The organism is Piscinibacterium candidicorallinum, assembly GCF_047549485.1.
Lineage (GTDB): Bacteria > Pseudomonadota > Gammaproteobacteria > Burkholderiales > Burkholderiaceae_C > Piscinibacterium > Piscinibacterium candidicorallinum.
Window position 1 is genome coordinate 3423438 of record NZ_CP180191.1, and the last position, 21112, is coordinate 3444549.

At 65.5% G+C, this 21112-nt stretch carries 19 protein-coding genes; 7 read left to right on the forward strand and 12 right to left on the reverse strand.

The genetic code is table 11. The features are described 5' to 3' along the window. Nucleotides 1-10: 10 nt before the first annotated feature. On the forward strand, nucleotides 11-1249 hold the full coding sequence (locus ACMDW7_RS15445) for a hypothetical protein (protein ID WP_377302862.1): 1239 nt from the start codon (nucleotides 11-13) through the stop codon (nucleotides 1247-1249). A 335-nt stretch (nucleotides 1250-1584) separates the two neighbouring features. Further along, nucleotides 1585-1785 carry a hypothetical protein gene (locus ACMDW7_RS15450; protein ID WP_377302860.1) on the forward strand — a complete coding sequence of 67 codons (201 nt, stop codon included), beginning with the start codon at nucleotides 1585-1587 and terminating at the stop codon, nucleotides 1783-1785. Between the two features lie 179 nt (nucleotides 1786-1964). On the opposite strand, the gene ACMDW7_RS15455 is transcribed toward ACMDW7_RS15450, so the two are convergent. Both ACMDW7_RS15455 and ACMDW7_RS15460 read right to left on the reverse strand, forming a co-directional pair. Further along, entirely contained in the window at nucleotides 1965-2480 is a 516-nt protein-coding gene (locus ACMDW7_RS15455; protein WP_377302858.1) for a hypothetical protein, read from the reverse strand. Nucleotides 2481-2531: 51 nt separating this feature from the next. Continuing rightward, nucleotides 2532-3527, reverse strand: a complete 996-nt coding sequence (locus tag ACMDW7_RS15460) for a D-cysteine desulfhydrase (RefSeq protein WP_377302856.1) — start codon at nucleotides 3525-3527, stop codon at nucleotides 2532-2534. A 241-nt stretch (nucleotides 3528-3768) separates the two neighbouring features. On the opposite strand from ACMDW7_RS15460, the gene ACMDW7_RS15465 reads away from it, so the two are divergent. From ACMDW7_RS15465 to ACMDW7_RS15475, 3 genes are read left to right on the forward strand one after another with little or no spacing between them, the layout of a single operon-like run. Further along, nucleotides 3769-4719, forward strand: a complete 951-nt coding sequence (locus tag ACMDW7_RS15465; RefSeq protein WP_377302854.1) for a DUF3034 family protein — start codon at nucleotides 3769-3771, stop codon at nucleotides 4717-4719. 45 nt (nucleotides 4720-4764) lie between these two features. Then, entirely contained in the window at nucleotides 4765-5238 is a 474-nt protein-coding gene (locus tag ACMDW7_RS15470) for a group I truncated hemoglobin (RefSeq protein WP_377302852.1), read from the forward strand. A 33-nt stretch (nucleotides 5239-5271) separates the two neighbouring features. Then, nucleotides 5272-5925 (forward strand): methylamine utilization protein, encoded by a 654-nt coding sequence (locus ACMDW7_RS15475; RefSeq protein ID WP_377302850.1) that lies wholly within the window; start codon nucleotides 5272-5274, stop codon nucleotides 5923-5925. Nucleotides 5926-6060: 135 nt separating this feature from the next. On the opposite strand, the gene uvrA is transcribed toward ACMDW7_RS15475, so the two are convergent. Beyond that, nucleotides 6061-8979 (reverse strand): excinuclease ABC subunit UvrA, encoded by a 2919-nt coding sequence (uvrA, locus tag ACMDW7_RS15480; RefSeq protein WP_377302848.1) that lies wholly within the window; start codon nucleotides 8977-8979, stop codon nucleotides 6061-6063. A gap of 188 nt (nucleotides 8980-9167) precedes the next feature. On the opposite strand from uvrA, the gene ACMDW7_RS15485 reads away from it, so the two are divergent. Together ACMDW7_RS15485 and ssb are read left to right on the forward strand one after the other, a co-directional pair. Next, entirely contained in the window at nucleotides 9168-10463 is a 1296-nt protein-coding gene (locus tag ACMDW7_RS15485; protein WP_377304234.1) for an MFS transporter, read from the forward strand. Next, entirely contained in the window at nucleotides 10447-10917 is a 471-nt protein-coding gene (gene ssb / locus ACMDW7_RS15490; RefSeq protein WP_377302846.1) for a single-stranded DNA-binding protein, read from the forward strand. Before ACMDW7_RS15485 ends, ssb begins: the two co-directional genes overlap by 17 nt. Before the next feature lie 100 nt (nucleotides 10918-11017). Here the strand turns inward: ssb and ACMDW7_RS15495 are convergent, their stop codons facing one another. The 9 genes from ACMDW7_RS15495 to ACMDW7_RS15535 all read right to left on the reverse strand — a co-directional run bounded on the left by ACMDW7_RS15495 (nucleotide 11018) and on the right by ACMDW7_RS15535 (nucleotide 21070). Then, the gene (locus ACMDW7_RS15495; protein WP_377302844.1) at nucleotides 11018-11752 is read right to left on the reverse strand and encodes an amino acid ABC transporter ATP-binding protein; all 735 of its coding nucleotides are present in this window, start codon (nucleotides 11750-11752) and stop codon (nucleotides 11018-11020) included. A 16-nt stretch (nucleotides 11753-11768) separates the two neighbouring features. After that, nucleotides 11769-12470: an amino acid ABC transporter permease gene (locus tag ACMDW7_RS15500; RefSeq protein WP_377302842.1), complete on the reverse strand. Its 702-nt coding sequence runs from the start codon at nucleotides 12468-12470 to the stop codon at nucleotides 11769-11771. Between the two features lie 10 nt (nucleotides 12471-12480). Further along, the gene (locus ACMDW7_RS15505; RefSeq protein ID WP_377302840.1) at nucleotides 12481-13224 is read right to left on the reverse strand and encodes an amino acid ABC transporter permease; all 744 of its coding nucleotides are present in this window, start codon (nucleotides 13222-13224) and stop codon (nucleotides 12481-12483) included. 188 nt (nucleotides 13225-13412) lie between these two features. Further along, nucleotides 13413-14363, reverse strand: a complete 951-nt coding sequence (locus ACMDW7_RS15510) for a transporter substrate-binding domain-containing protein (RefSeq protein ID WP_377302838.1) — start codon at nucleotides 14361-14363, stop codon at nucleotides 13413-13415. A 325-nt stretch (nucleotides 14364-14688) separates the two neighbouring features. After that, on the reverse strand, nucleotides 14689-15993 hold the full coding sequence (locus tag ACMDW7_RS15515; RefSeq protein WP_377302836.1) for a Glu/Leu/Phe/Val family dehydrogenase: 1305 nt from the start codon (nucleotides 15991-15993) through the stop codon (nucleotides 14689-14691). Between the two features lie 227 nt (nucleotides 15994-16220). After that, nucleotides 16221-17150, reverse strand: a complete 930-nt coding sequence (locus tag ACMDW7_RS15520; RefSeq protein WP_054126285.1) for a LysR family transcriptional regulator — start codon at nucleotides 17148-17150, stop codon at nucleotides 16221-16223. A 334-nt stretch (nucleotides 17151-17484) separates the two neighbouring features. Further along, nucleotides 17485-18519: a histone deacetylase family protein gene (locus ACMDW7_RS15525; protein ID WP_377302834.1), complete on the reverse strand. Its 1035-nt coding sequence runs from the start codon at nucleotides 18517-18519 to the stop codon at nucleotides 17485-17487. A gap of 14 nt (nucleotides 18520-18533) precedes the next feature. Then, nucleotides 18534-19229: an aspartate/glutamate racemase family protein gene (locus ACMDW7_RS15530; RefSeq protein ID WP_377302832.1), complete on the reverse strand. Its 696-nt coding sequence runs from the start codon at nucleotides 19227-19229 to the stop codon at nucleotides 18534-18536. Nucleotides 19230-19411: 182 nt separating this feature from the next. Continuing rightward, entirely contained in the window at nucleotides 19412-21070 is a 1659-nt protein-coding gene (locus tag ACMDW7_RS15535; RefSeq protein ID WP_377302830.1) for an FAD-dependent oxidoreductase, read from the reverse strand. Nucleotides 21071-21112 lie beyond the last annotated feature (42 nt).

The window sequence follows — 21112 nt, forward strand, 5'->3', positions numbered from 1 at the left end:
GGAGCCGATCATGACCCCGACCCTGCCAACCTTCCGGCCGCGCACCTCCACCCTCGCCGCCGCACTTGCGCTTGCCACTCTGGCACCTGCGCTGTGCGTGCAGGCGCAAGAGCGTGACGCCGCCGCCGCGCTGGCCGATCTGCGCATGATGGCCGATGCCGCTGCGCTCATGCCCCTGTCGCTCACCGGCTCGGCCGTGCAGATGGCCGGCACCGAAATGGGCAGCCGCCGCCGCGTGACCGGCGCCCCCTACTGCGCCGATGCCGTGAGCGAAAGCGCACAGATCCTCGCTGACGGCAACCGCATCAGCCGCAAGACCACCACGCGCCTGTGCCGCGATGGCGAGGGCCGCACCCGCCAGGAAATCGAGCGCAACGGCAACACCCGCATCTTCATCCACGACCCCGTGGCGCGCGCGCAGTGGGCGCTGGACCCCGCCAACAAGACGGCGGTACGCCTGGACCGCGGCCCCAACTGGCAGATGGGCGACCCGGCCGCGCGCCTGCAGCCCATGCCCGGCCATGACGACGAATGGCGCAAGTACGCCGAGCGCATGCGCGAATGGGCCCAACAGTTCCGCGAGCGCGTACGCGGCGAGGCCAGCACCACCTCCACCAAGCCCGCAGCACCCGCGGCGCCCGCCGCAGCCGCAGACAGCACGCCCACGCCAGTCGTGATCAGCGAAGTCAGCACCGGCCCCGGCGGCAACACCACCGTCAGCCGCGAAGTCCGGGTCTATCGCATTGGCGACCCGAACGCGATGGCGCCGCACAGCGGCCCCATGCCGCCGATGCCGCCCATGCCGCCGATGGGTGCCATGCAGCCGATGCCCCCCATGCCGCCCATGCCCGCCAACATCCAGATCTTCGGCGGCGACGGCCCCATGCGCTTCGCCCCGCCGCGCGGCGAAGGGGTCAGCACCTCGCTGGGCAGCAAGGAGATCGAAGGCGTGCGCGCCAACGGCGAGCGCACCACCTGGACGATCGAAGCCGGCAAGATCGGCAACGAGAAGCCCATCAACATCACCCGCGAGCGCTGGACCTCGCCCGACCTCATGCTCACCCTGCTCTCGCGCGACTTCGATCCGCGCGCCGGCGAGTCCACCTACCAGCTCAGGAACCTGAAGCGCGGCGAACCCGACGCCAACCTCTTCAAGGTGCCCGCCGGCTATACCGTGCGCGAAGCCCCGCGTCCGCCCATGCCACCCATGCCGCCGGCCGCGCCCGCAGCCCCGGCCCAGAAGGGGTAACGCGACAAGGCCTTCCGCTTGTTCGCGGGTTTCGACGATCACCGCTTGGCGCGCGGACACGGGGTCGAGCCAGGTCACGGGTGAGCACGGCTCGCCACCGGCGCAACCCGCGTGCAGTCTGGCATGTGTTTCCGCTTGTCTGGTGCGGTTCTCCAGCCACTTTGGCCTGAAGAGCCGCACCAGAAGCGCGTCTCGCTGTTAGATCCCGGGCGTTGAGCCCACCCCCGCGCTTTCCAATTCAGCTAGAGCCGCACCGCGCCGCTTCCGCTGCAGCAGTGCCCGCTGGTACAACCCCGGGCAGCACGCCGTGTGCTTGTTCTTGAAGGGAGGTGATCGTGAAGAAACTGTTGACCGCTGTGGTGTCCGCTGCGCTGGTGGCCGCCCCCTTGGCGCTGAGCCCGGTTGCCGTGTCTGCAAAGACCGAAAAGCAGGTTCGCGACGAGAACAAGGCCAAGGCCTACAAGGCCAAGCAAGCCGAGAAGAAAGCCGAGAAGAAAGCCGCCAAGGCCCAGGCCAAGGCCGCAAAGAAGAAGTGACATCACACTTGCGCGACCCGGCCTGACCGCCGGGGATCGCCAGGCACTCGAACGCCCACCGCTTGGTGGGCGTTTTTCATGCTGCGGCGCCTTCGAAAGTGCTTTCCGCTTGCCTGGAGCGGGTTTTCAGGCGATTTGGCTTGGAAAGCCGCTTCCAGAGCCAACCTAGCGATCGGCAGTCAGCCTGCTTGCCCTGGGTGAGGCAGCGAGTACGCGTAGGCAATCAACATGGCCACGACCGTTGCAATCATCACGATCACACTTACCAACCGACCAAACCTTGCATCCACGAAGCAGACGGCCGACACGTATAGCCCTACCGAGCAGATCGCTGCCGTACCCTCGAACGAAGAGAACGACAGTGGCGACACGCACATCGCGATACCCACGCACGACAGCAAGACCAAAGCTAGCTGCTGACCCAGTGCATCGGTACTTCCTCGCGCCAAGTAGAGGATCGCAGCAGCAACGAGAACGAGGGGACTCGCTAGCCGCGCCCACCCTTGCTGCCAAGGCACTGTCTCATGCGTCGCTACCCAGCGACCTATGCTGAATACCTCGATCTTCCCCTCTGTAGCCGCAGACCATACAGCGAAGAACGCCGAGATCAGCGAGGGAACCAGGAGCAGCACAACGCCCAGCAAGGCGGGCCGCCGAAGGTTACGGATGAACTCCGCGATCGAAGGATTTTGCATCGTTGAGTGCTGTGTCTGTTGGAGGGAGCGACGACGGTTCGCGTGTAGTGCTCACCCCATCGCATGCTGATACCCAAACAAGCCCACGCTTCCCCCGGTATGCAGGAACACCACGTTCTCGTGCTTGCCGAAGAAGCCCTTGCCGATGAGGTCGATCAGGCCGTGCATGCCCTTGCCTGAGTAGACGGGGTCGAGCAGGATGCCCTCGGTCTGGGCGACCTGCGTGAGCGCGGACCACATGCCGGGGGTGGGCAGGCCGTAGCCAGGGCCGACATAGTCGCAGTTGGCGCGCACGTCTTCGCGCTTGACCACGCCGGGTGCGTCCAGCAGGTGGGCGGTGCGTTCGGAGAGGTCGAAGACCTTGGCCTCCTGTGCCTCGCGCGCGGCGCGTACGCCGATGCCCAGCACGGGAATGCCGCTGTTCAGGGCCTGCAGGCCGGCCACCAGCCCGGCCTGGGTGCCGGCGCTGCCCGTGGCGTGCACCAGCCAGTCGATGCGCAGGCCGATGTCATTGGCCTGGGCGAGCAACTCCAGCGCGCAGTTCACATAGCCCAGCGCGCCCACGGGGTTGGAGCCGCCGCCAGGGATGAGATAAGGCTTGCCACCGGCGGCGCGCACCTTCTCGCCGGCTGCGGCCAGGGCGGCGTCCATGTTGGTGCCGGACGGGACGTGTTCGTAAGTGGCACCGAGCACGCGGTCGAGCAGGACGTTGCCGCCCTCGCGGTAGTCGCTGCTCGCAATGCCGGTGCGGTCTTCCAGCACGAGGTGGCACTTCAGGCCGAGGAAGGCGGCGGCCGCGGCGGTCTGGCGGGCGTGGTTGGATTGCGTCGCGCCGTGGGTGAGCACGGTGTCTGCGCCCTGGGCCACGGCCTCGGCCATGAGCCATTCGAGCTTGCGGGTCTTGTTGCCGCCGCTGGCCAGGCCCGTGCAGTCGTCGCGCTTGATCCAGAGCTTGGGCCCACCCAAGGCGGCAGACAGGCGCTCCATGGGTTCCAGCGGCGTCGGGAAGTGGCCGAGGCGGATGCGGGGGAATCGGGCGAGGTGCATGGCGGCTCCGTGCGGGTGAATGGGTCATCAGGCTGGCGGCGAGCGTAACGCGCCGGCTGCGCCGCAGATGTCGGATGCGCAACTGTGCCGTTCAGCAGACCGCTTCGCGCCCAACGGAACACGCGCCTGCATCCAAATGCGACTGCGGGCCGTACAGGGGTGCATGGGCCGGGGATAGATCGATCCGGCTGGCCCGACCCGCATCACATTCACCCCAAACCTGACCCGAAGGACGCTCTTCATGACACGCCACTCTCGCCCGGGCGCTCGCAAGACCCTGACACTGCAACTGAGCGCAAGCCTTGCGCTCGCGATGGGACTGAACCTCGCGCAAGCCGCACAGGCACAGACCCTGCCGCGCCCCAAGAGCATGGAGCCCGATAGCGGCAAGCTGCTGGCCACGGGCGGCGTGACGCAGGTGGAAGGCGCGGGCGGTGGCGGTCTCACGCCCTGGGCGCTGATCACCAGCTACGGCACCGAAGACAGCTACGGCGCCAACGCCTTCTACACCGTGGTGCGCACCCAGGACTACAGCCTAGATTCCCGCGGCGCGGCCGTGGGCATTGCGGACCGTTTTGAGCTCTCCTTTGCCAACCAGCGCTTCGAGGGCAGCAAGGCGCCGCTGAACAATCTGGTGATCCGCCAGGATGTGGTGGGCGCCAAGCTGCGCGTGGCCGGCGACGCCGTGTACGCGCAAGGCAGCTGGCTGCCGCAGATTGCCGTGGGCGCCCAGTACAAGCGCAACAAGGGCGTGGCCGGGCTGGAAGCGCTGGGTGTGAGCAAGGCGAGCGATCTGGGCGCCAAGCGCAACAGCGACACGGACTATTACGTCTCTGCCACCAAGATCGTGCTGGATCAGAGCCTGCTCTGGAACCTGACCCTGCGCGCCACACGGGCCAATCAGTTCGGCCTCTTGGGCTTTGGTGGTGACAAGAAGGACCGCTACGAAGTGATGCCCGAGGCCTCGGTGGCCTACCTGATCAACCGCAAGCTGGCGGCGGGCGTGGAATACCGCGCCAAGCCGCGCAATCTGGGGCTGGACAACGAGAAGGACGCCTACGACGCCTTCGTGGCCTGGTTCCCGAACCGCAACGTGTCTGTGACGGCCGCCTACGTGAACCTGGGCGACATCACGGTGCTTAACCCGACGCGCCAGAAGGGCTGGTACCTCTCGGCCCAGGTGGGTTTCTGAAGACGCTTCCCTCGCGATCACATTCACTGAATTCAAGGACGCATCATGACCTTCTTCGCTTCTGAATCCGCCCTGCTGCGCACCGCCCGGCTGGTGGTGGCCAGCCTTATCCTGGCCAGCGCCGCCCTGGCTGCCGGTACCGCCCGGGCCGACGACACCCTGTTCCAGCAACTGGGCGGCAAGCCGGGCATTGCCACCTTCACCAACACCTTCGTGCAGCGCATCAGCGAAGACCCTCGCATCAAGGATTTCTTTGCGGATACCGACCTGCAGCGCCTGAGCCTGCTGCTCGCCGAGCAGTTTTGCGACCTGTCCGGCGGCCCCTGCCAATACAAGGGGCGCGACATGCGCGAGGCGCACAGGAACATGGGTGTGCGCAGCGCCCACTTCAACGCCCTGGCCGAGAACCTGCAGATCGCGATGGAACAGCACGGCGTCCCCAACCGCGCCGCGCTCAAGTTGGTGGCCCTGCTGGCACCGATGCACGGCGATGTGGTCGGCAGAACAGCGGCGAAGTAAGGTCGGGGCCGGATGCGAACAGGGAGAACAGGCATGACTCGACTGAACATGCGCGCGCTGGCCGTGCTGGCCGGTGCGCTGCTGCTGAGCGGCGCGGCCCAGGCCGGCGCCATCGTCGCCAAGGTGCTCGACAGGGCCGGCAAGCCGATGAGTGATGCCGTGATCTACGCCGTGCCCATCGGCGCGCCCCTACCTGCTTTTGCGGCACCCGCGCAGCCCGTGCAGGTGCTGCAGGAGGACATGGAGTTCAAGCCCTACGTGACCGTGGTGCGCACCGGAACGCCGGTGGCATTCGTCAACAAGGACCCGCATGAGCACCACATCAAGAGCTTCGGGCCGGCCAAGGAGTTCGAGTTCAAGATCAGCACGTCCAGCCCGCCGCCGATCGTGTTCGACCGTGCCGGCAACAGCGTGGTGGTCTGCTATCTGCACGGTTGGATGCGCGCGCACATCCACACGGTGGACACACCCTGGTTTGCCGTGAGCGGCGCGGACGGCCTGGTGCGGATTGCGAATGTGCCCAATGGCGACTACGAGCTGCGCGCCTGGCACCCCGACACGCTCGCCCCGCCGCTGGTGATGAAGCTCAAGGTGAGCGACGTGACGCCGCTGCAGGAGGTGAAGTTCGACCACCTGCCGCGCAAGCGGCGCAGCAAGCCGAGCCAGAGCGGCTATCAGGGCGAGTGAGTGTCGCCAAAGGCAGTTATTGCTCTTTTTTGGCCGAAATAGATTGATTTAATGAAGTACAAAACCGACTTTCCGCATTCCTGATGCGCGTAAAGCCGGGCTTTCAACTCTCATTACTTTACGGCCGAAATTGAACTATTTAGCAACCCGACCGTTGCGGGCTGCCTTGCCCGCCGCCGCGCCCTTGCTGGCCATCTCCGGCGAACGCACGGGCTCCAGCATCCGCGCCAGATACTGCCCGGTGTAGCTGGCCGGGTTGGCCGCCACGTCTTCCGGCGTGCCCTGGGCGACGATCTGCCCGCCCCCTGCGCCGCCCTCGGGGCCGAGGTCGATGACCCAGTCCGCTGTCTTGATCACATCCAGGTTGTGCTCGATCACCACCACGGTGTTGCCGTGGTCGCGCAGCTGGTGGATGACCTTGAGCAGCTGCGCAATGTCGTGAAAGTGCAGGCCGGTGGTGGGTTCGTCCAGCACGTAAAGCGTGCGGCCGGTGTCGCGTTTGGAGAGCTCCAGGCTGAGCTTGACGCGTTGCGCCTCGCCGCCTGAGAGCGTGGTCGCGCTCTGGCCCAGGCGGATGTAGCCCAGACCCACGTCGATCAGCGTTTGCAGCTTGCGCGCCACCGCAGGCACGGCGCTGAAGTAGTCGAGCGCCTCGCTCACGGTCATGTCCAGCACATCGGCAATGTTCTTGCCGCGGTACATGATCTCGAGCGTCTCGCGGTTGTAGCGGCGGCCTTGGCACACGTCGCAGGGCACGTACATGTCCGGCAGGAAGTGCATCTCCACCTTGACCACACCGTCGCCCTGGCAGGCCTCGCAGCGGCCACCCTTGACGTTGAAGGAGAAGCGCCCAGCCTCGTAGCCGCGCGCCTTGGCTTCCGGCACGCCGGCAAACAGATCACGCATCGGCCCGAACAGGCCCGTGTAGGTGGCGGGGTTGGAGCGCGGCGTGCGGCCGATCGGGCTTTGGTCGACGTTGATGACCTTATCGAAGTGCTCCAGACCCTGCACGTCCTCATAGGGCGCGGGCTCGTCATGGCTGCCGTAGAGCTTGCGCGCGGCAATGCGGTAGAGCGTGTCATTGACCAGCGTGCTCTTGCCGCCGCCCGATACGCCCGTGACACAGACGAGAAGCCCCACGGGCACCTCGAGCGTGACGTGCTTGAGGTTGTTGCCATGCGCGCCGGTGATGACGAGTGCGTCTTCGCCGCGCGGGGTGCGCTGCTTTGGGACGTCAATACGCAGGGTCTGCGCGAGGTACTTGCCGGTGATGGACTCCGCCGAGGCTTCCACCTCGCTCGGCGTGCCCTGCACCAGCACCTTGCCGCCGTGCTCGCCTGCGCCGGGGCCCAGGTCGATCACGTGGTCCGCCTGGCGGATCATGTCCTCGTCGTGTTCGACCACGAGCACGGTGTTGCCCAGATCACGCAGATGCTTGAGCGTGCCGATCAGGCGATCGTTGTCACGCTGGTGCAGGCCGATGCTCGGCTCGTCAAGCACATACATCACGCCCGTGAGGCCGCTGCCGATCTGGCTGGCCAGCCGGATGCGCTGGCTCTCGCCGCCTGACAAGGTGTCGGCGCTGCGGTCCAGACTCAGGTAACTGAGGCCCACGTCATTGAGGAACTTCAGCCGGGTGGCGATCTCCTTGATGATGCGCTCGGCCACCTCGCGCTTGTTGCCGGTGAGCTTCAGGTGCTCGAACCAGTGCTGGCAGTCGGCCAGCGTCATGCCGCCCACCTCGTAGATGGGGCGCTGGTCGCGCTTAGCGCCCACCTTCACGTGCCGCGCCGCCGGGTTCAGGCGCGTGCCATGGCAGGCCTCGCAGGGCTTGCTGTTGATGTACTTGGCCAGCTCCTCGCGCACTGCGGCGGAATCCGTCTCCCGGTAGCGGCGCTGCAGGTTGTTGATGATGCCTTCGAAGGGGTGCGTGCTGGTGCGCGGCCGGCCGCGCTCGTCGATGTGGGTGAAGACGATGTTCTCCTCCCCGCTGCCGTAGAGCACCACCTTCTGGATCTTGGCGGGCAGCTCTTCGAAGGCCGTGTCGGGGTCGAAGTCATAGTGCGCCGCCAGACTCGTGATCATCTGGAAGTAGAAGGGGTTTCGGCGGTCCCAGCTGCGAATGGCTCCCGTGGCCAGCGACAGGGACGGAAAGGCCACCACGCGCTTCTCGTCGAAGTACTGCACCACGCCCAGGCCGTCGCAAGTGGGGCAGGCGCCCACCGGGTTGTTGAAGGAGAACAGGCGTGGCTCCAGCTCGGCCAGGCTCCAGCCGCACACCGGGCAGGCGAACTTGCTGGAGAACACGGTCTCCTCGTTGCTCTCCATGTCGATCAGGAGCGCGCGCCCGTCGGCCAGGCGCAGCGCCGTCTCGAAACTCTCCGCAAGACGCTGCTTGGCATCCGCACGCACCTTCAGCCGGTCGATCACCACGTCAATGGAGTGCTTGAGCTTCTTGTCGAGCTTGGGCAGGTCATCGAACTCGTAGATCTTCGCCGCGCCGTCGCCGGTCTTGAGGCGAAAGCGCACATAGCCCTGGCCCTGCCACTGGGCAAAGAGGTCGCTGTGCTCGCCCTTGCGCTCGGTCATCACGGGCGCGAGGATCATGACCTTGCTGTCCTCGGGCAGCGCAAGCACGTGGTCCACCATCTGGCTCACGCTCATGGCCTCCAGCGCATGGTCCGGATGGTCTGGGCAGTAGGGCGTGCCCACGCGGGCGTAGAGCAGGCGCAGGTAGTCGTGGATCTCGGTCACGGTGCCCACGGTGGAGCGCGGGTTGTGACTGGTGGCCTTCTGCTCGATCGAGATGGCCGGGGACAGACCCTCGATGTGATCGACGTCCGGCTTTTCCATCAGCTGCAGAAACTGCCGGGCGTAGGCTGACAGGCTCTCCACATAGCGGCGCTGGCCCTCGGCATAGAGCGTGTCGAAGGCCAGCGAACTCTTGCCGCTGCCCGACAGGCCCGTGATCACCGTCAGCGCATTGCGCGGGATGTCGAGATTGATGTTCTTGAGGTTGTGGGTGCGCGCACCGCGAACCTTGATGGAATCCATGCAGCAAAGACCCAGAAGACCGGACAAGCCCGCCGCGGCACGCACCGCGACAACTGCGCCGTGCAGGTACTGCGTCGAGCGAAAAGCAACCCACTATTATCTCGCCTTTGGCTCGCCCGCTCGAACGCAGTGAGTCACCGTTTCCCCTAAAGCGCCCCTTTCCCGAAGCTCTCCTGACAATGGCTGTCATGACCCCCGCCGAACGACGGGCCAGCGCCAGCCTGGCGGGCCTGTTCGGGCTGCGCATGCTGGGCCTGTTTCTGGTGCTGCCGGTGTTTGCGCTCGAGGCGGCCCACTACCCCGGCGGTAACGATGCAGCGCTCGTGGGTATCGCGCTGGGTGTGTACGGCCTGGCGCAGGCGCTGCTTCAGATTCCCGTGGGGCTGGCGAGCGATCGCTTCGGCCGCAAGCCGGTCATTGCGCTCGGCCTGGGCATCTTCGCCGCAGGCAGCTTTCTGGCAGCGTGGGCGCCGGACATTCACTGGCTGATCGCCGGGCGCGCACTGCAGGGCGCCGGCGCCATCTCTGCCGCCGTGAGTGCCCTGCTGGCGGATCAGACGCGCGATGAAGTGCGCACCAAGGCCATGGCGCTGATCGGCGCCTCCATTGGTCTGTCCTTCACCCTGTCGCTGGTGCTCGCGCCCTGGATGGCCGGCAGCATGGGTCTGCGCGGCATCCTCGCCACCACGGGTGTGCTGGCCTTGTTGGGCATTTTGGTGCTGTATGTGGTTACGCCGCCCGCACCGGTGCGCGATGCCGCGGCCGAGGCGCAGGCCGGCAGTGCGCTGGACCGGCTGGGCCAGGCCGCGCGGGACGCCCTGTTCAACCCGGCCATGCGCCGCCTGTATGTGGGTGTGTTCTGCCTGTACGCCGCGCAGCTGGCCATGTGGGTCGCGGTGCCGGGCCTGCTGGTGGCTGCGGGTCTGGCCAAAGCCGACCACTGGCAGCTGTATCTGCCGGCCGTGATCGCATCCTTTGCTGCGATGGCCGCCCTGCTCTTTCGCATGGAGCGCCTGGGCTATCTGCGCGCGGCGTTTCTGGGCGCGATCGTCCTGTTGCTGCTTGCGCTCGTAGGCCTGGCGTTGACTGCTCGCCTGGCGGCAGGTGCGGGCACGCTGTGGCTGCTGGGTGCCTGCATGTTCGTGCTGTTCACGGCCTTCAACATGCTGGAGGCCGCGCAACCCTCGATGGTGTCGCGCATGGCCCCGGCGGCCGGGCGCGGCGCGGCCCTCGGCTTGTACAACACGCTCCAATCCCTGGGCATGTTCGTGGGCGGCGCAGCAGGCGGCCTGCTGCTCAAGGCCAGCAGTGCGACGGTGGTGTTCGGCTTTGCCGGTGTGCTGAGTGTGCTCTGGCTGTTGATCGCCTGGGGCATGCCTGCCCAACCCGCCGGCGGTCGCCACACTCCGGCGCTGGCCCCTGAGGCAAAATCTCCCGGTTCAACCGATTCCACCGAGGCACCCGCATATGGCATCCGTCAATAAAGTCATCATCGTCGGCAATCTGGGCCGCGACCCCGAAGTCCGCTACACGCCCGACGGCTCGGCCATCACCAAGGTGTCTCTGGCCACGACGAGCAAGTACAAGAACAAGGCTGGCGAGATGGTCGAGGAGACCGAGTGGCACCGCGTCACCTTCTTCGGCCGCTTGGCCGAGATCGCCGGCGAGTACCTGAAGAAAGGCCGCTCGGTCTATGTGGAAGGCCGCCTGAAGACCAGCAAGTACACCGACAAGGACGGCGTGGAGAAGTACTCCACCGACATCATCGCTAACGAGATGCAGATGCTCGGCAGCCGTGAAGGCATGGGCGCACCCTCGGGTGGCGACGACGGCTTCTCCTCCGCTCCAGCACCGGCTGCCCGCCCCGCTGCCAGCCGCCCGGCGGCATCCAAGCAGCCCGCGAACTTTGCGGATATGGATGACGACATTCCGTTCTGAATGAGTTCGCGGCTGGCGCCGCTCGATGACCTCGACGCTGGCGCGCCAAGGTCATGAAAAAGCCCGCTTCACAGCGGGCTTTTTCGTCATGCGCAGCAGTTCAGTGCGCGAGGATCTTGGACAGGAAGTACTTGGCGCGGTCTGAGCGCTCGTCCGGCTTGTCGAAGAAGTCGTCCTTCGGACAATCCTCGACGATGCGGCCCTGGTCCATGAAGATCACGCGGTGACTGACCTTGCGGGCAAAGCCCATCTCGTGCGTCACGCACATCATGGTCATGCCTTCCTTGGCCAGATCCACCATCACATCCAGCACCTCACCCACCATCTCGGGGTCCAGCGCGGAGGTGGGTTCGTCGAACAGCATGACGATCGGGTCCATGGACAGCGCACGGGCAATCGCCACGCGCTGCTGCTGGCCGCCGGACAGCTGGCCGGGGAACTTGTCCTTGTGCGCGATAAGGCCGACGCGGTCCAGGTACTTCAGACCCTTCTCGCGCGCTTCGTCCTTGCTACGGTTGAGTACCTTTACCTGGCCAAGCATGAGGTTCTCGGTCACGGACAAGTGCGGGAACAGCTCGAAGTGCTGGAACACCATGCCCACGCGGCTGCGCAGCTTGGGCAGGTTGGTGGCCTTGTCATGCACGGCGGCGCCGTCCACGTAGATCTCACCCTTCTGGAAGGGCTCCAGCGCATTGACGGTCTTGATCAGCGTGGACTTGCCCGAGCCCGAGGGCCCGCACACCACCACCACCTCGCCCTTCTTGACGCTGGTGGTGCAGTCGGTCAGCACCTGGAAGCTGCCGTACCACTTGGAAACGTTCTTGATTTCAATCATGTGAGTCCCCGGAGCTTCAGCGAACGATCGCGATCTTCTTTTGCAGCTGCTTGACGAGCAGCGACAGGCCGAAGCAGATGATGAAGTAGACGACGGCCACGGCGATGTACATCTCCAGAGGGCGTCCGTCGCGCGTGGCAATGAATTGCGCCATGCCGAAGAAGTCCTTGATGGAGAGCACCGAAACCAGCGAGACGTCCTGGAACAGGATGATGGTCTGCGTGAGCAGCACCGGCAGCATGTTGCGGAAGGCCTGCGGCAGCACCACGGTGCCCATCATCTGCCAGTAGTTCAGACCGATGGCGTAGCCGGCGTAGGTCTGCCCCTTGGGTATGGACTGGATGCCGGCGCGCATGATCTCGCAGAAGTAGCAGGCCTCGAACATGATGAAGGTGATCAGGCAGCTCCAGAACGCACCCACCGGCACTGGCTTGAGCGTCTCGCCGAACAGCAGGTGATTGAAGTACCCCAGCACGTAGGGCACGAGGAAGTAGAACCAGAAGATCACCAGCAGCAGCGGAATGGAGCGCAGGCCGTTGACGTAGGCACCGGCCAGCCAGGCGATGGGCTTGATGCTGGACAGGCGGCCCATGGCCAGCAGGGTGCCGAAGATCACGCCGCCGATGGCGGAGTAGATCGTCACCTTGATCGTGAACCACAGGCCTTCCTGCAGCAGAGGCCAGACACGCTGGATGACTTCGAAGTCGAATCCTTGCATGGCGTCCTCCTCAGTGTCCGCCACCACCGCCCGCGGCGATGAAGCCGGGGACGCGGGTGAGGCGTTCGATGGTGCGCATGAGCAGGATCACGCAGCCGTTCACGACCAGATAGATGATCGTGGCCGCGGTGAAGGCTTCGAACACCTGGAAGGTGAACTCCTGCATGGAACGGGCCGCGCCCATCAGTTCGACCACGGCAATCGTGAACGCGACGGAGCTGTTCTTGATGATGTTCAGGAACTCGCTGGTCAGCGGCGGAATCACGATGCGCCCGGCCATGGGCAGCAGCACATAGCGGTAGGTCTGTGGCAGCGTGAGTCCCAGCGCGGTGCCCGCCATGTTCTGGCCGCGCGGCAGCGACTGGATGCCGGCCTTGACCTGCTCAGCCACCCGCGCCGAGGTGAAGAGCCCCAGGCAGATGATCGCGGCAACCACGCTGTACTGCGGCCAGGCCTTGATCGCCGAGCCCATCGCAGTGGGGAGAAACTCCGGCACGACGTAGAACCAAAGGAACATCTGCACCAGCAGCGGGATGTTCCGGAACAGTTCCACCCAAGCGTTGCCAAACCACACGAGCGGCTTGACGGGGGTCGTGCGAATCACGCCGATGATCGCGCCCAGCACGAGGGCCACGACCCAGGCCGTGAGCGCGACGGTCAGCGTCCACCCCAGGCCATTGATGAGCGTCTGCCAGTAGGTGTACTGCCCATCGGGCGACACCTCACTGAAGATGCTCCAGTTCCAGTTGTACATCCGTCCTCCCTGCTAATTCACTGCGGATGGCGGGGCCAGAGTTGTGGGCGGACTGACCGCCAAGAGCCCAATCACCATGCGGACAAACCCGAACAAGCGTAGCCCGATGAGCCTTCCGGTGCACAAAAAAACGGCGCGGAGCGCAAGGTTCCGCGCCGTTCTCGGCTCGCGTCAGGCCCGAAGAGCGATCAGCGCTTCTTCATCGTGGCCTTCTGAGCCTCCGGCACCGCAGCGTAGGCAGCGGGATCGCCGGAGTTGGTCGGCTTGGCGATGGCCTGCTTGAGCTCGGCGCTCATCGGGATGCCGAGGTTCACGTTGCGCGGGGGGATCGGGCTCTGGAACCACTTGGCGTAGAGCTTGTTGATGTCGCCCGAGCTGAACACGCGCTTGATGGCTTCGTCGACCACAGCCTGGAACTGCGGATCGTCCTTGCGCAGCATGATGCCGTAGGGCTCCACAGACAGTGCTTCGCTGCTGATTTCCCAGTCCGCGGGGGTCTTGCTGTTGGCCGACAGGCCAGCCAGCAGGATGTCGTCCATGGCGAACGCAGCGGCTCGACCGGTCTCGACCATCAGGAAGGAGTCGGAGTGATCCTTGCCGGTGAGGATGGTCATGCCGAGCTGGCGGTCATTGTTCAGCGCAGTGATCTGGCGCAGGTTGGACGTGCCGGCGGTAGACACGATGGTCTTGCCCTTCATGTCGGCCAGGGTCTTGATGCCGGAGCCCTTCTTGTAGAGCAGGCGGTTGGCCGTGACGAAGGTGGTGGGCGCAAAGCTCACCTGCTTCTGACGGTCGAGGTTGTTGGTGGTGGAGCCGCACTCCAGGTCAATCGTGCCGTTGGCCATCAGCGGGATACGGGTGGCCGAGGTCACGGGCTGATAGGTGCGCTGCATGGCGGTCAGGCCCAGGCGGCGCTGGACGGCGCTGGCGATGCGATCGCACAGCTCGACCGAGTAGCCGATGTAGTTCTTGTTGTCGTCCAGATACGAGAAGGGGATCGATGCGTCACGCACGCCAATCACGATCCGACCCGAGTCCTTGATCTTCTTGAGCGTGCCGGTCAGTTCCTGCGCCTGTGCCGATACGTTGAATCCCAAGGCCAGAGCACCGATCAGCGATGCCAGAACCAGCTTTTTCATACCGTCTCCAAAATGCGGCCCGAAGTGATACCGCTGCCCGTCCCGCCGCGACGAGGACAGAAACAGCAAACCAGATCACCCGCCGGACATTCCCGAGCCCGGCGGACATGCTTACCGAGTGTACGGTCAAGCCGGAAACCTTCCCGGTGAAGGCGCTGTCCGGACTAACCCCACAATGCTTGCGCCCTGCGAGTGTGTACTCGCAAGCCTCCGTGCACAAAACATGCCAGAGGTCTGAGACGCCTCATCTCGGCGCATGCCGCTGAAGGGTGGACCTGCAGCGGCATGCTGGGCCTGATCTTGAACTCTTGTGAAGTCCGCGAAATCAGGGATACAGGCCACGCTGTTCGCGTGCCTGCAGGATGCGACTGCACGCGACGATGAAGGCCGCCGTGCGCAGGGATACACCGTTTTCCTCGCCCACCTGCCACACGGCAGAGAAGGCACCACGCATGATGCGGGTCAGACGCTCGTTGATCTCCTCTTCCGTCCAGAAGAAGCTCGAGAAGTCCTGCACCCACTCGAAGTAACTCACCGTCACGCCGCCCGCGTTGGCAATCACGTCAGGCACCACGGTCACGCCAGCATCGCGCAGGATGTCATCGGCCGCCGGTGTGGTCGGACCGTTGGCACCTTCAAGCACCAGCTTGGCGCGCAGCTTGTGTGCATTGGCCACCGTGATCTGATTCTCAAGCGCGGCGGGGATCATGACGTCCGCCTTCACACTCCAGAACTCCTCGGGCTTCATCACGTCGGCACCGGGGAAGCCCGCCACGCCACGATGCTCGGCCACGTAGGCGGCCAGCGCATGCGCATCGAAACCGGTATCGCTGAAGATGGTTCCGGTGTGGTCCTGAACGGCCACGATCTTGGCACCAGCATCATGGAAAAGCTGACCAGCCACGCCGCCCACATTGCCAAAGCCCTGGATGGCCACGCGCGCGCCCTCCATCTTCATGCCCAGGCGGTGCATGGCTTCCTGGCCGACGACGAATACGCCGCGACCGGTCGCTTCGCGACGGCCTAGCGAGCCACCCAGCTGGATAGGCTTGCCCGTCACCACGCCGGTAATCGTGGCGCCCTGGTTCATGGAGTAGGTGTCCATCATCCAGGCCATGATCTGCGCGTCGGTGTTCACATCCGGCGCGGGAATGTCCTTGTCCGGACCCAGCAGCAGGCCGATCTCGCTGGTATAGCGACGCGTCAGGCGCTGCAGCTCGGCGCGTGAGAGCTTGCGCGGATCCACGCGGATGCCGCCCTTGGCACCGCCATAGGGCACATTGACCGCGGCGTTCTTCACGCTCATCCAGGCCGAGAGAGCCATCACTTCAGACAGGGTCACATCCTGATGGAAGCGCACGCCACCCTTACCCGGACCGCGCGAGAGGTTGTGCTGCACGCGGTAGCCCTCGAAATGGGCCACGCTGCCATCGTCCAGCTGGATGGGCACATCGACGATCAGCGCACGCTTGGGCCGCTTGAGCGTTTCTGCCCAACGGGACAGTGAACCGAGATACGGGATGACGCGATCAACCTGCTCGAGGTAGATCCCCCAAGGACCGAGATCGCCGCCCTGCAGATAGGAGGGGGCATCTTCGCGGCGCTTGACCTGAACTTGTGGTGCAGACATGGGTTGGGAGAGGTGAAAAACGAGGTGGCGCATTGTGGTGCGCGTACGTCTCGATTCTCCAATGCCATGTGCGCATTCGCGTATGCAGCTTGGGCATAACGCGCCAGAACCAAGTACTGGCGCGGGTTTTCACAACCGAGCCAATCGCGATCGAACACTTGCCCGCTCGCAGACGGAGCGGTCGATGCTTGAGGCTCAACGACGCCGACAAGCGTCCGCGAACGAACTCAGCGCGTGCCGAACTGGTGCGTGAGATAGTCCCAAAGGCTCGCCAGATTGGCGCGCGTCCCGCGCGACTTGTCGGTGCTGGAGTGCGGCCGCTCGCGGATCAGGCGGATCTCCATGTCGAGCGCGTTGTCCCCGGCCGGGGCGAGCGTGCGGCCCTTGATCTCGCGTCGGACGGCGCTTTCGGGCAGAAAGGCGATGCCATGGCCGGCCAGCGCCATCATCTTGAGCACCTCGGCCATGTCCGTCTCGAAGACCTTGTGCATGTGCAGAGGCCGGGCGCTCTCGGTGGCCATCACGTCGACCATCCGCGCCAGATAGGCGCCCGGCGTGTACGAGAGCAGCGGCACGGGCTTGGTGCGCGTACCAGGCAGGCGCAGTTCCGGCTGCCCGGTGGAGTCGCAGCGCGTGTAGGGGCGCATGGTCTCCGTCCCGAGCGTCAAGGTGTCGTAACGCTGCGGATCCAGGTGCATGGGCTGGCGGGGATGGTGATAGACCATCACGAGATCGCAGCCCCCGTTGACCAGCTGCATTACGGCGTCGTGCACATTGAAGGCGGACAGCCGTGTGGACAGGGGGCCGAAGCCCTTCTCTACCTCGGTGAGCCACTGTGGAAAGAAGGTCATGGCCAGGGTATGGGGCACGGCAAAGGCGATGGTGTCCGGACTGCCTGCACTCTTGCCCCGCAGCAAGGCACGTGTAGTGTTGATCGAGCCCAGCATCTCGAGCGCCTGCTCATAAAACACTTGACCCGCAGGTGTGAGCCGCGTGGGGTAGCTGGTACGGTCAATCAGATCTGCGCCGGCCCAGGCTTCAAGCGCCTGGATTCGGCGGCTGAACGCCGGCTGGGTGACGTTGCGAAGCTCCGCGGCACGTGAGAACGAGCGCGTTTCCGCAAGGGTGACGAAGTCTTCGAGCCACTTGGATTCCATGCAGAAATTTTATGGGTATGCTAAGAGAGCAAATACACTTGCTGCCAACTTCAGCAAAAGCACAAGATTTCCCGGAGTCGCTATGCGCACAATTGGCTTGGCACTGACCGCCTTCCTCGCAGCCTGCAGCACACCGCAAGAGCAGAGAGCTGAGCAGTCCCAGAAACCCCAGCAACAACCCCTGTCTCAGCGTGACTGCGTGGTCCAAACCGGTAGCAACTTGCCGCGCTGCACTCCTAGCACCAACGTCAAGACCGTTAGCGGCGACGAGTTCCGCCGCAATACCTCGCAGCCGATGCCCTCGGTTGGTCGCGGAACGCCATAAGTTGCGTGCTTATGCAAACGCCATCAGCGCGTTCGCCGTATTCACGCCGATCTCCTCGATCGCGTAACCCCCTTCGAACACGATGACCGTCGGCAAGCCGAGCGCCGCAAGGCGCTCGCTCATGCGCAGATAGTCGACGCTCGTCAGCTTGAAGTGCGAGATGGGATCACCCTCGAAGGTATCCACGCCGAGGCTCAGCACCAGCACTTCCGGTGCAAACGCCCGGACCTTGGCGAGCGCAAGCTCCAGTGCCTCGAACCAGCGCGATGCGGATGTGCCCGCGGGCAACGGCAGGTTGAGGTTGCAACCCGCACCCGCACCGGCACCGGTTTCATCTGCGTGCCCAAGGTAGAACGGAAACTCGGTCTTCGGGTCGCCATGAATGCTGACGTACAGCACGTCAGCCCGGTCATAGAAGATGCTCTGCGTGCCGTTGCCGTGGTGGTAGTCCACATCCAGCACCGCAACGCGTGACGCGCCCTTGCCCCGCAGATGCTGCGCCGCCACCGCGGCGTGGTTCACGAAGCAGTAGCCGCCCAGGAAGTCCGCACCGGCGTGATGACCCGGCGGGCGCGTGAGCGCAAAGGCAGTGCGCGCACCTGCGAGCACCAGATCGGCCGCGGTCAGCGCGCAGTCGGCGCCCGTCTTCGCTGCCTGCCAACTGCCCGCGGTCAGCGGTGTGCCGCTGTCCATCGAGAACAGTCCGAGCTGCGCGGCGAAGCTGTCAGGCAGCACGTCGTCGCGCAGCGTCCGTATGGCCCAGACGGACGGAAACGCATCGCGCGGTGCATTGCCGGGATCCAGCGCCACCCATCGCAACCAGGCCGTCTGCAGAAAGTCGATGTAGCGCTGGCTGTGCACCGCGAGGATCGGCGCGAGGCCGTGATCCTTCGGCGCGACGACCTCACCGAGTTTGCGGCGCTGCCATTCGGCCAGCACATGGTCGGCGCGATCTGCGCGTTCAAAGGCGGGCACCTGTGCGCCACGGAAGAACTCACTCTTGCCTTGGTGCAGACTGTGGTGGTGGTTGTAGACGGCTTTCATGAGGGTCAGTCGCTTCAGTCGTTCATGCAGGCGGCGATACATGCGCGCGCAAGTGTCTCGGTCGCGTCGATCAGCAGCACGCCACTTCGTACGGAACCTGCGATCACCGGCAGTTCGGTGCAGCCCATCACCACGGTCTTCGCGCCGGCGCTCCGCAGCACATCCAATGCCCGCTGGTACTCGGCCACTGCCCGCTCGATGCGGCCGGCCTTGACCGAAGCGATGGCAGCGGTCACGCTCGCTTGGACGCCAGTCACATCGATCCACTGCACGTTCATACCCAGACGCACCGCGGCAGACTGATACAGACCCATCGCCACGGTGGCGTGCGTCCCTGTCAGCGCAAGCCTCAGGGGCAAACCATCGCCGCGCGGACAAGCGCGCAGCGCCTCATCAGCGATGTGCAGAAACCGCGCTTGCGGCACGGCGCGCGCCATGTCTTCGAACCAGAAGTGCGCCGTATTGCACGGCATGGCCAGAACCCGCGCACCCGACTCCACGCACTGCCGGGCCGCCGTGATCAACGCCGGGAGCGGCGACGGCCCACGCCCTTCCCAGGCCGCAATACGGTTCGGGATCAGCGTGTTGGCCACCATCACCACCGGGATGTGCTGCGCGTCTTCCGCGGCCGGCGTGAGTTCAATGAGCTTGCGGTAGAAGTCATGGGTGGCCAACGGCCCCATGCCGCCGATGATGCCGAGTGTTTTCATGTGCAGCGACCCTGCGGCATCGGGCCGTTCCGCACCCCGCCCCACGGGCAGTGCCGAAGGCGCTGCCCCATGCCGCCGATGTTTCCTGGAATGCTCATGTGCTCGCCGTGAGGGATCCGCAGCGTTTGTGCCGCAACACCTCGCATCATGCCAGCGCCACGCGTGCGCGCTGGCTTGGCGATTCAGCCCTGCAAGGCCCAGCGCGCGGCGCGGACGCCGAAGCGCTGTGCCTCCTCGAACACGGAGTAGCCGGCGAGGTCCGAGTGTGCCAGCGCAATGCGGCCCACGGGCACGCGCAGGCTGGCCACCGCATCGCCCAGCATGACGCCGGGCGCCGGCCGGGCCATGGCGTGACCGAAGCGCGAAACCACAGCGCCCTCCAGCGCGGCACCTGCAGCCGGATGGGCATGCAGGATGTCGGCCACCGCCTCGTCGACCCAGGCACGCGCCGGCGCGTCCAGCAGCCGCTTGCGCGCAACCCCCGGCGCCTGCTCGGCCAGGGCGCGGTACCAGGTCCAAACAGTACGGGTGCGCCGCGTGTGCAGGCTCTGGTGGGCGGCGTTCACATAGCCCAGCGACAGGGAATCCTTGAACACGTTGTCCCAGGCCAGCGGGCTGCCGTCTGTGCTGCCGGGCACGAAGGACAGGCCCAGATTCACCGTGAGCCAGGGCGCGTAGCTCAGGGACTTGGTCGCAGCCAACCAGGGCGCGGGGCAGGCCTCGACGAGGAAAGGCAAGGTACGTGCCGGCGTGGCGATGATCACGCGCGCCGCCTGCCAGCGTTCCACCGCCGCCGTACGCCCGCCTTCAATGCGCTCGCAGTCCACCTCCACGCCGCCCCGCACTTCAGCCACACGGCGTACGCGGCAACCGGTCTGGATGGCGCTGGCTTGGCGCGCAGCGATGTATTCGCGCATCTTCTCGGCCACCGCGCCGTTGCCTGTGGGCCAGGTCAGCGTGGGGTTGTCTGCGCCCACGCGGCCCTCCTCGCGCGGGTCGGCATGAAAGCCGTGGCGCGCCGCAAAGTAGGCCACGCCGGCAAAGGCGCTGGTCTCGGCGGCACGTGTGCCGTAGTCGTCACGGCAGCAGTAGTCGGCATACCAGTGCAGGTCGGCGTCGTCCAGGCCCCGACTCAGCAGCCAGTCGGAAAAGCTGCTGGCGTCCAGCGCGCGAACCTGGGACGGCAGCGCCGCGGCGTCCAGCCGGCTGGGCATGGTGAAAGCGCCGGTGGCCATGAGGTCTTCGATGAGCGCTGCAAACTGCTTGTACTGCGCCATGGTGCGCGAGGCGGGTTCCGCCAGCGGCAGCAGACCTTCCTGCCAGCCAGCGGCATGCTCGCCGCGCGCATCCATCCACAGCCGCTCCTGCGGCGCAAAGTTCACGGCGCGGGGGTCGTAGTCCGGCTGAGGTCGGAACGCATCTCCGCGGATCACGCCCACATCGGCCAGCAGCAGGCGCAGCTCTGTGGCTTGCCGCGAAGGCGACGGCAGATAGTGCGCGCCGAGCGCACAAGGATCAGACAGCGCAGGATGCTCGGCCAGCCCGCGCGCGTTGCCGCCGACAGTCGGCTCCATCTCCAGCAGGGTGACCTGCGCGCGTGCCTCGCGCGCCAGCCACCACGCTGCGGACAGGCCTGCAATACCGCCACCCACCACCAGCACCTCGGTCTTGCGCGGCGTGATGCCGGCCGGCGCGCGCCAAGGCTCGCGCAGCGCATGGGCACGCGCCGGGTCGTAGCCGGCGAACTCGATAGGGATCTCGTCCGGCTTGCGGCCACAGGCGGCCAGTGCAGCGCTCAGCGCGCCCGCGCTGCCCGCTGCGAGGAACTCACGCCGCTTCATGGGCCTGCAGGGCAGCAGATACCGGACGCGTTTCCGCAGGTT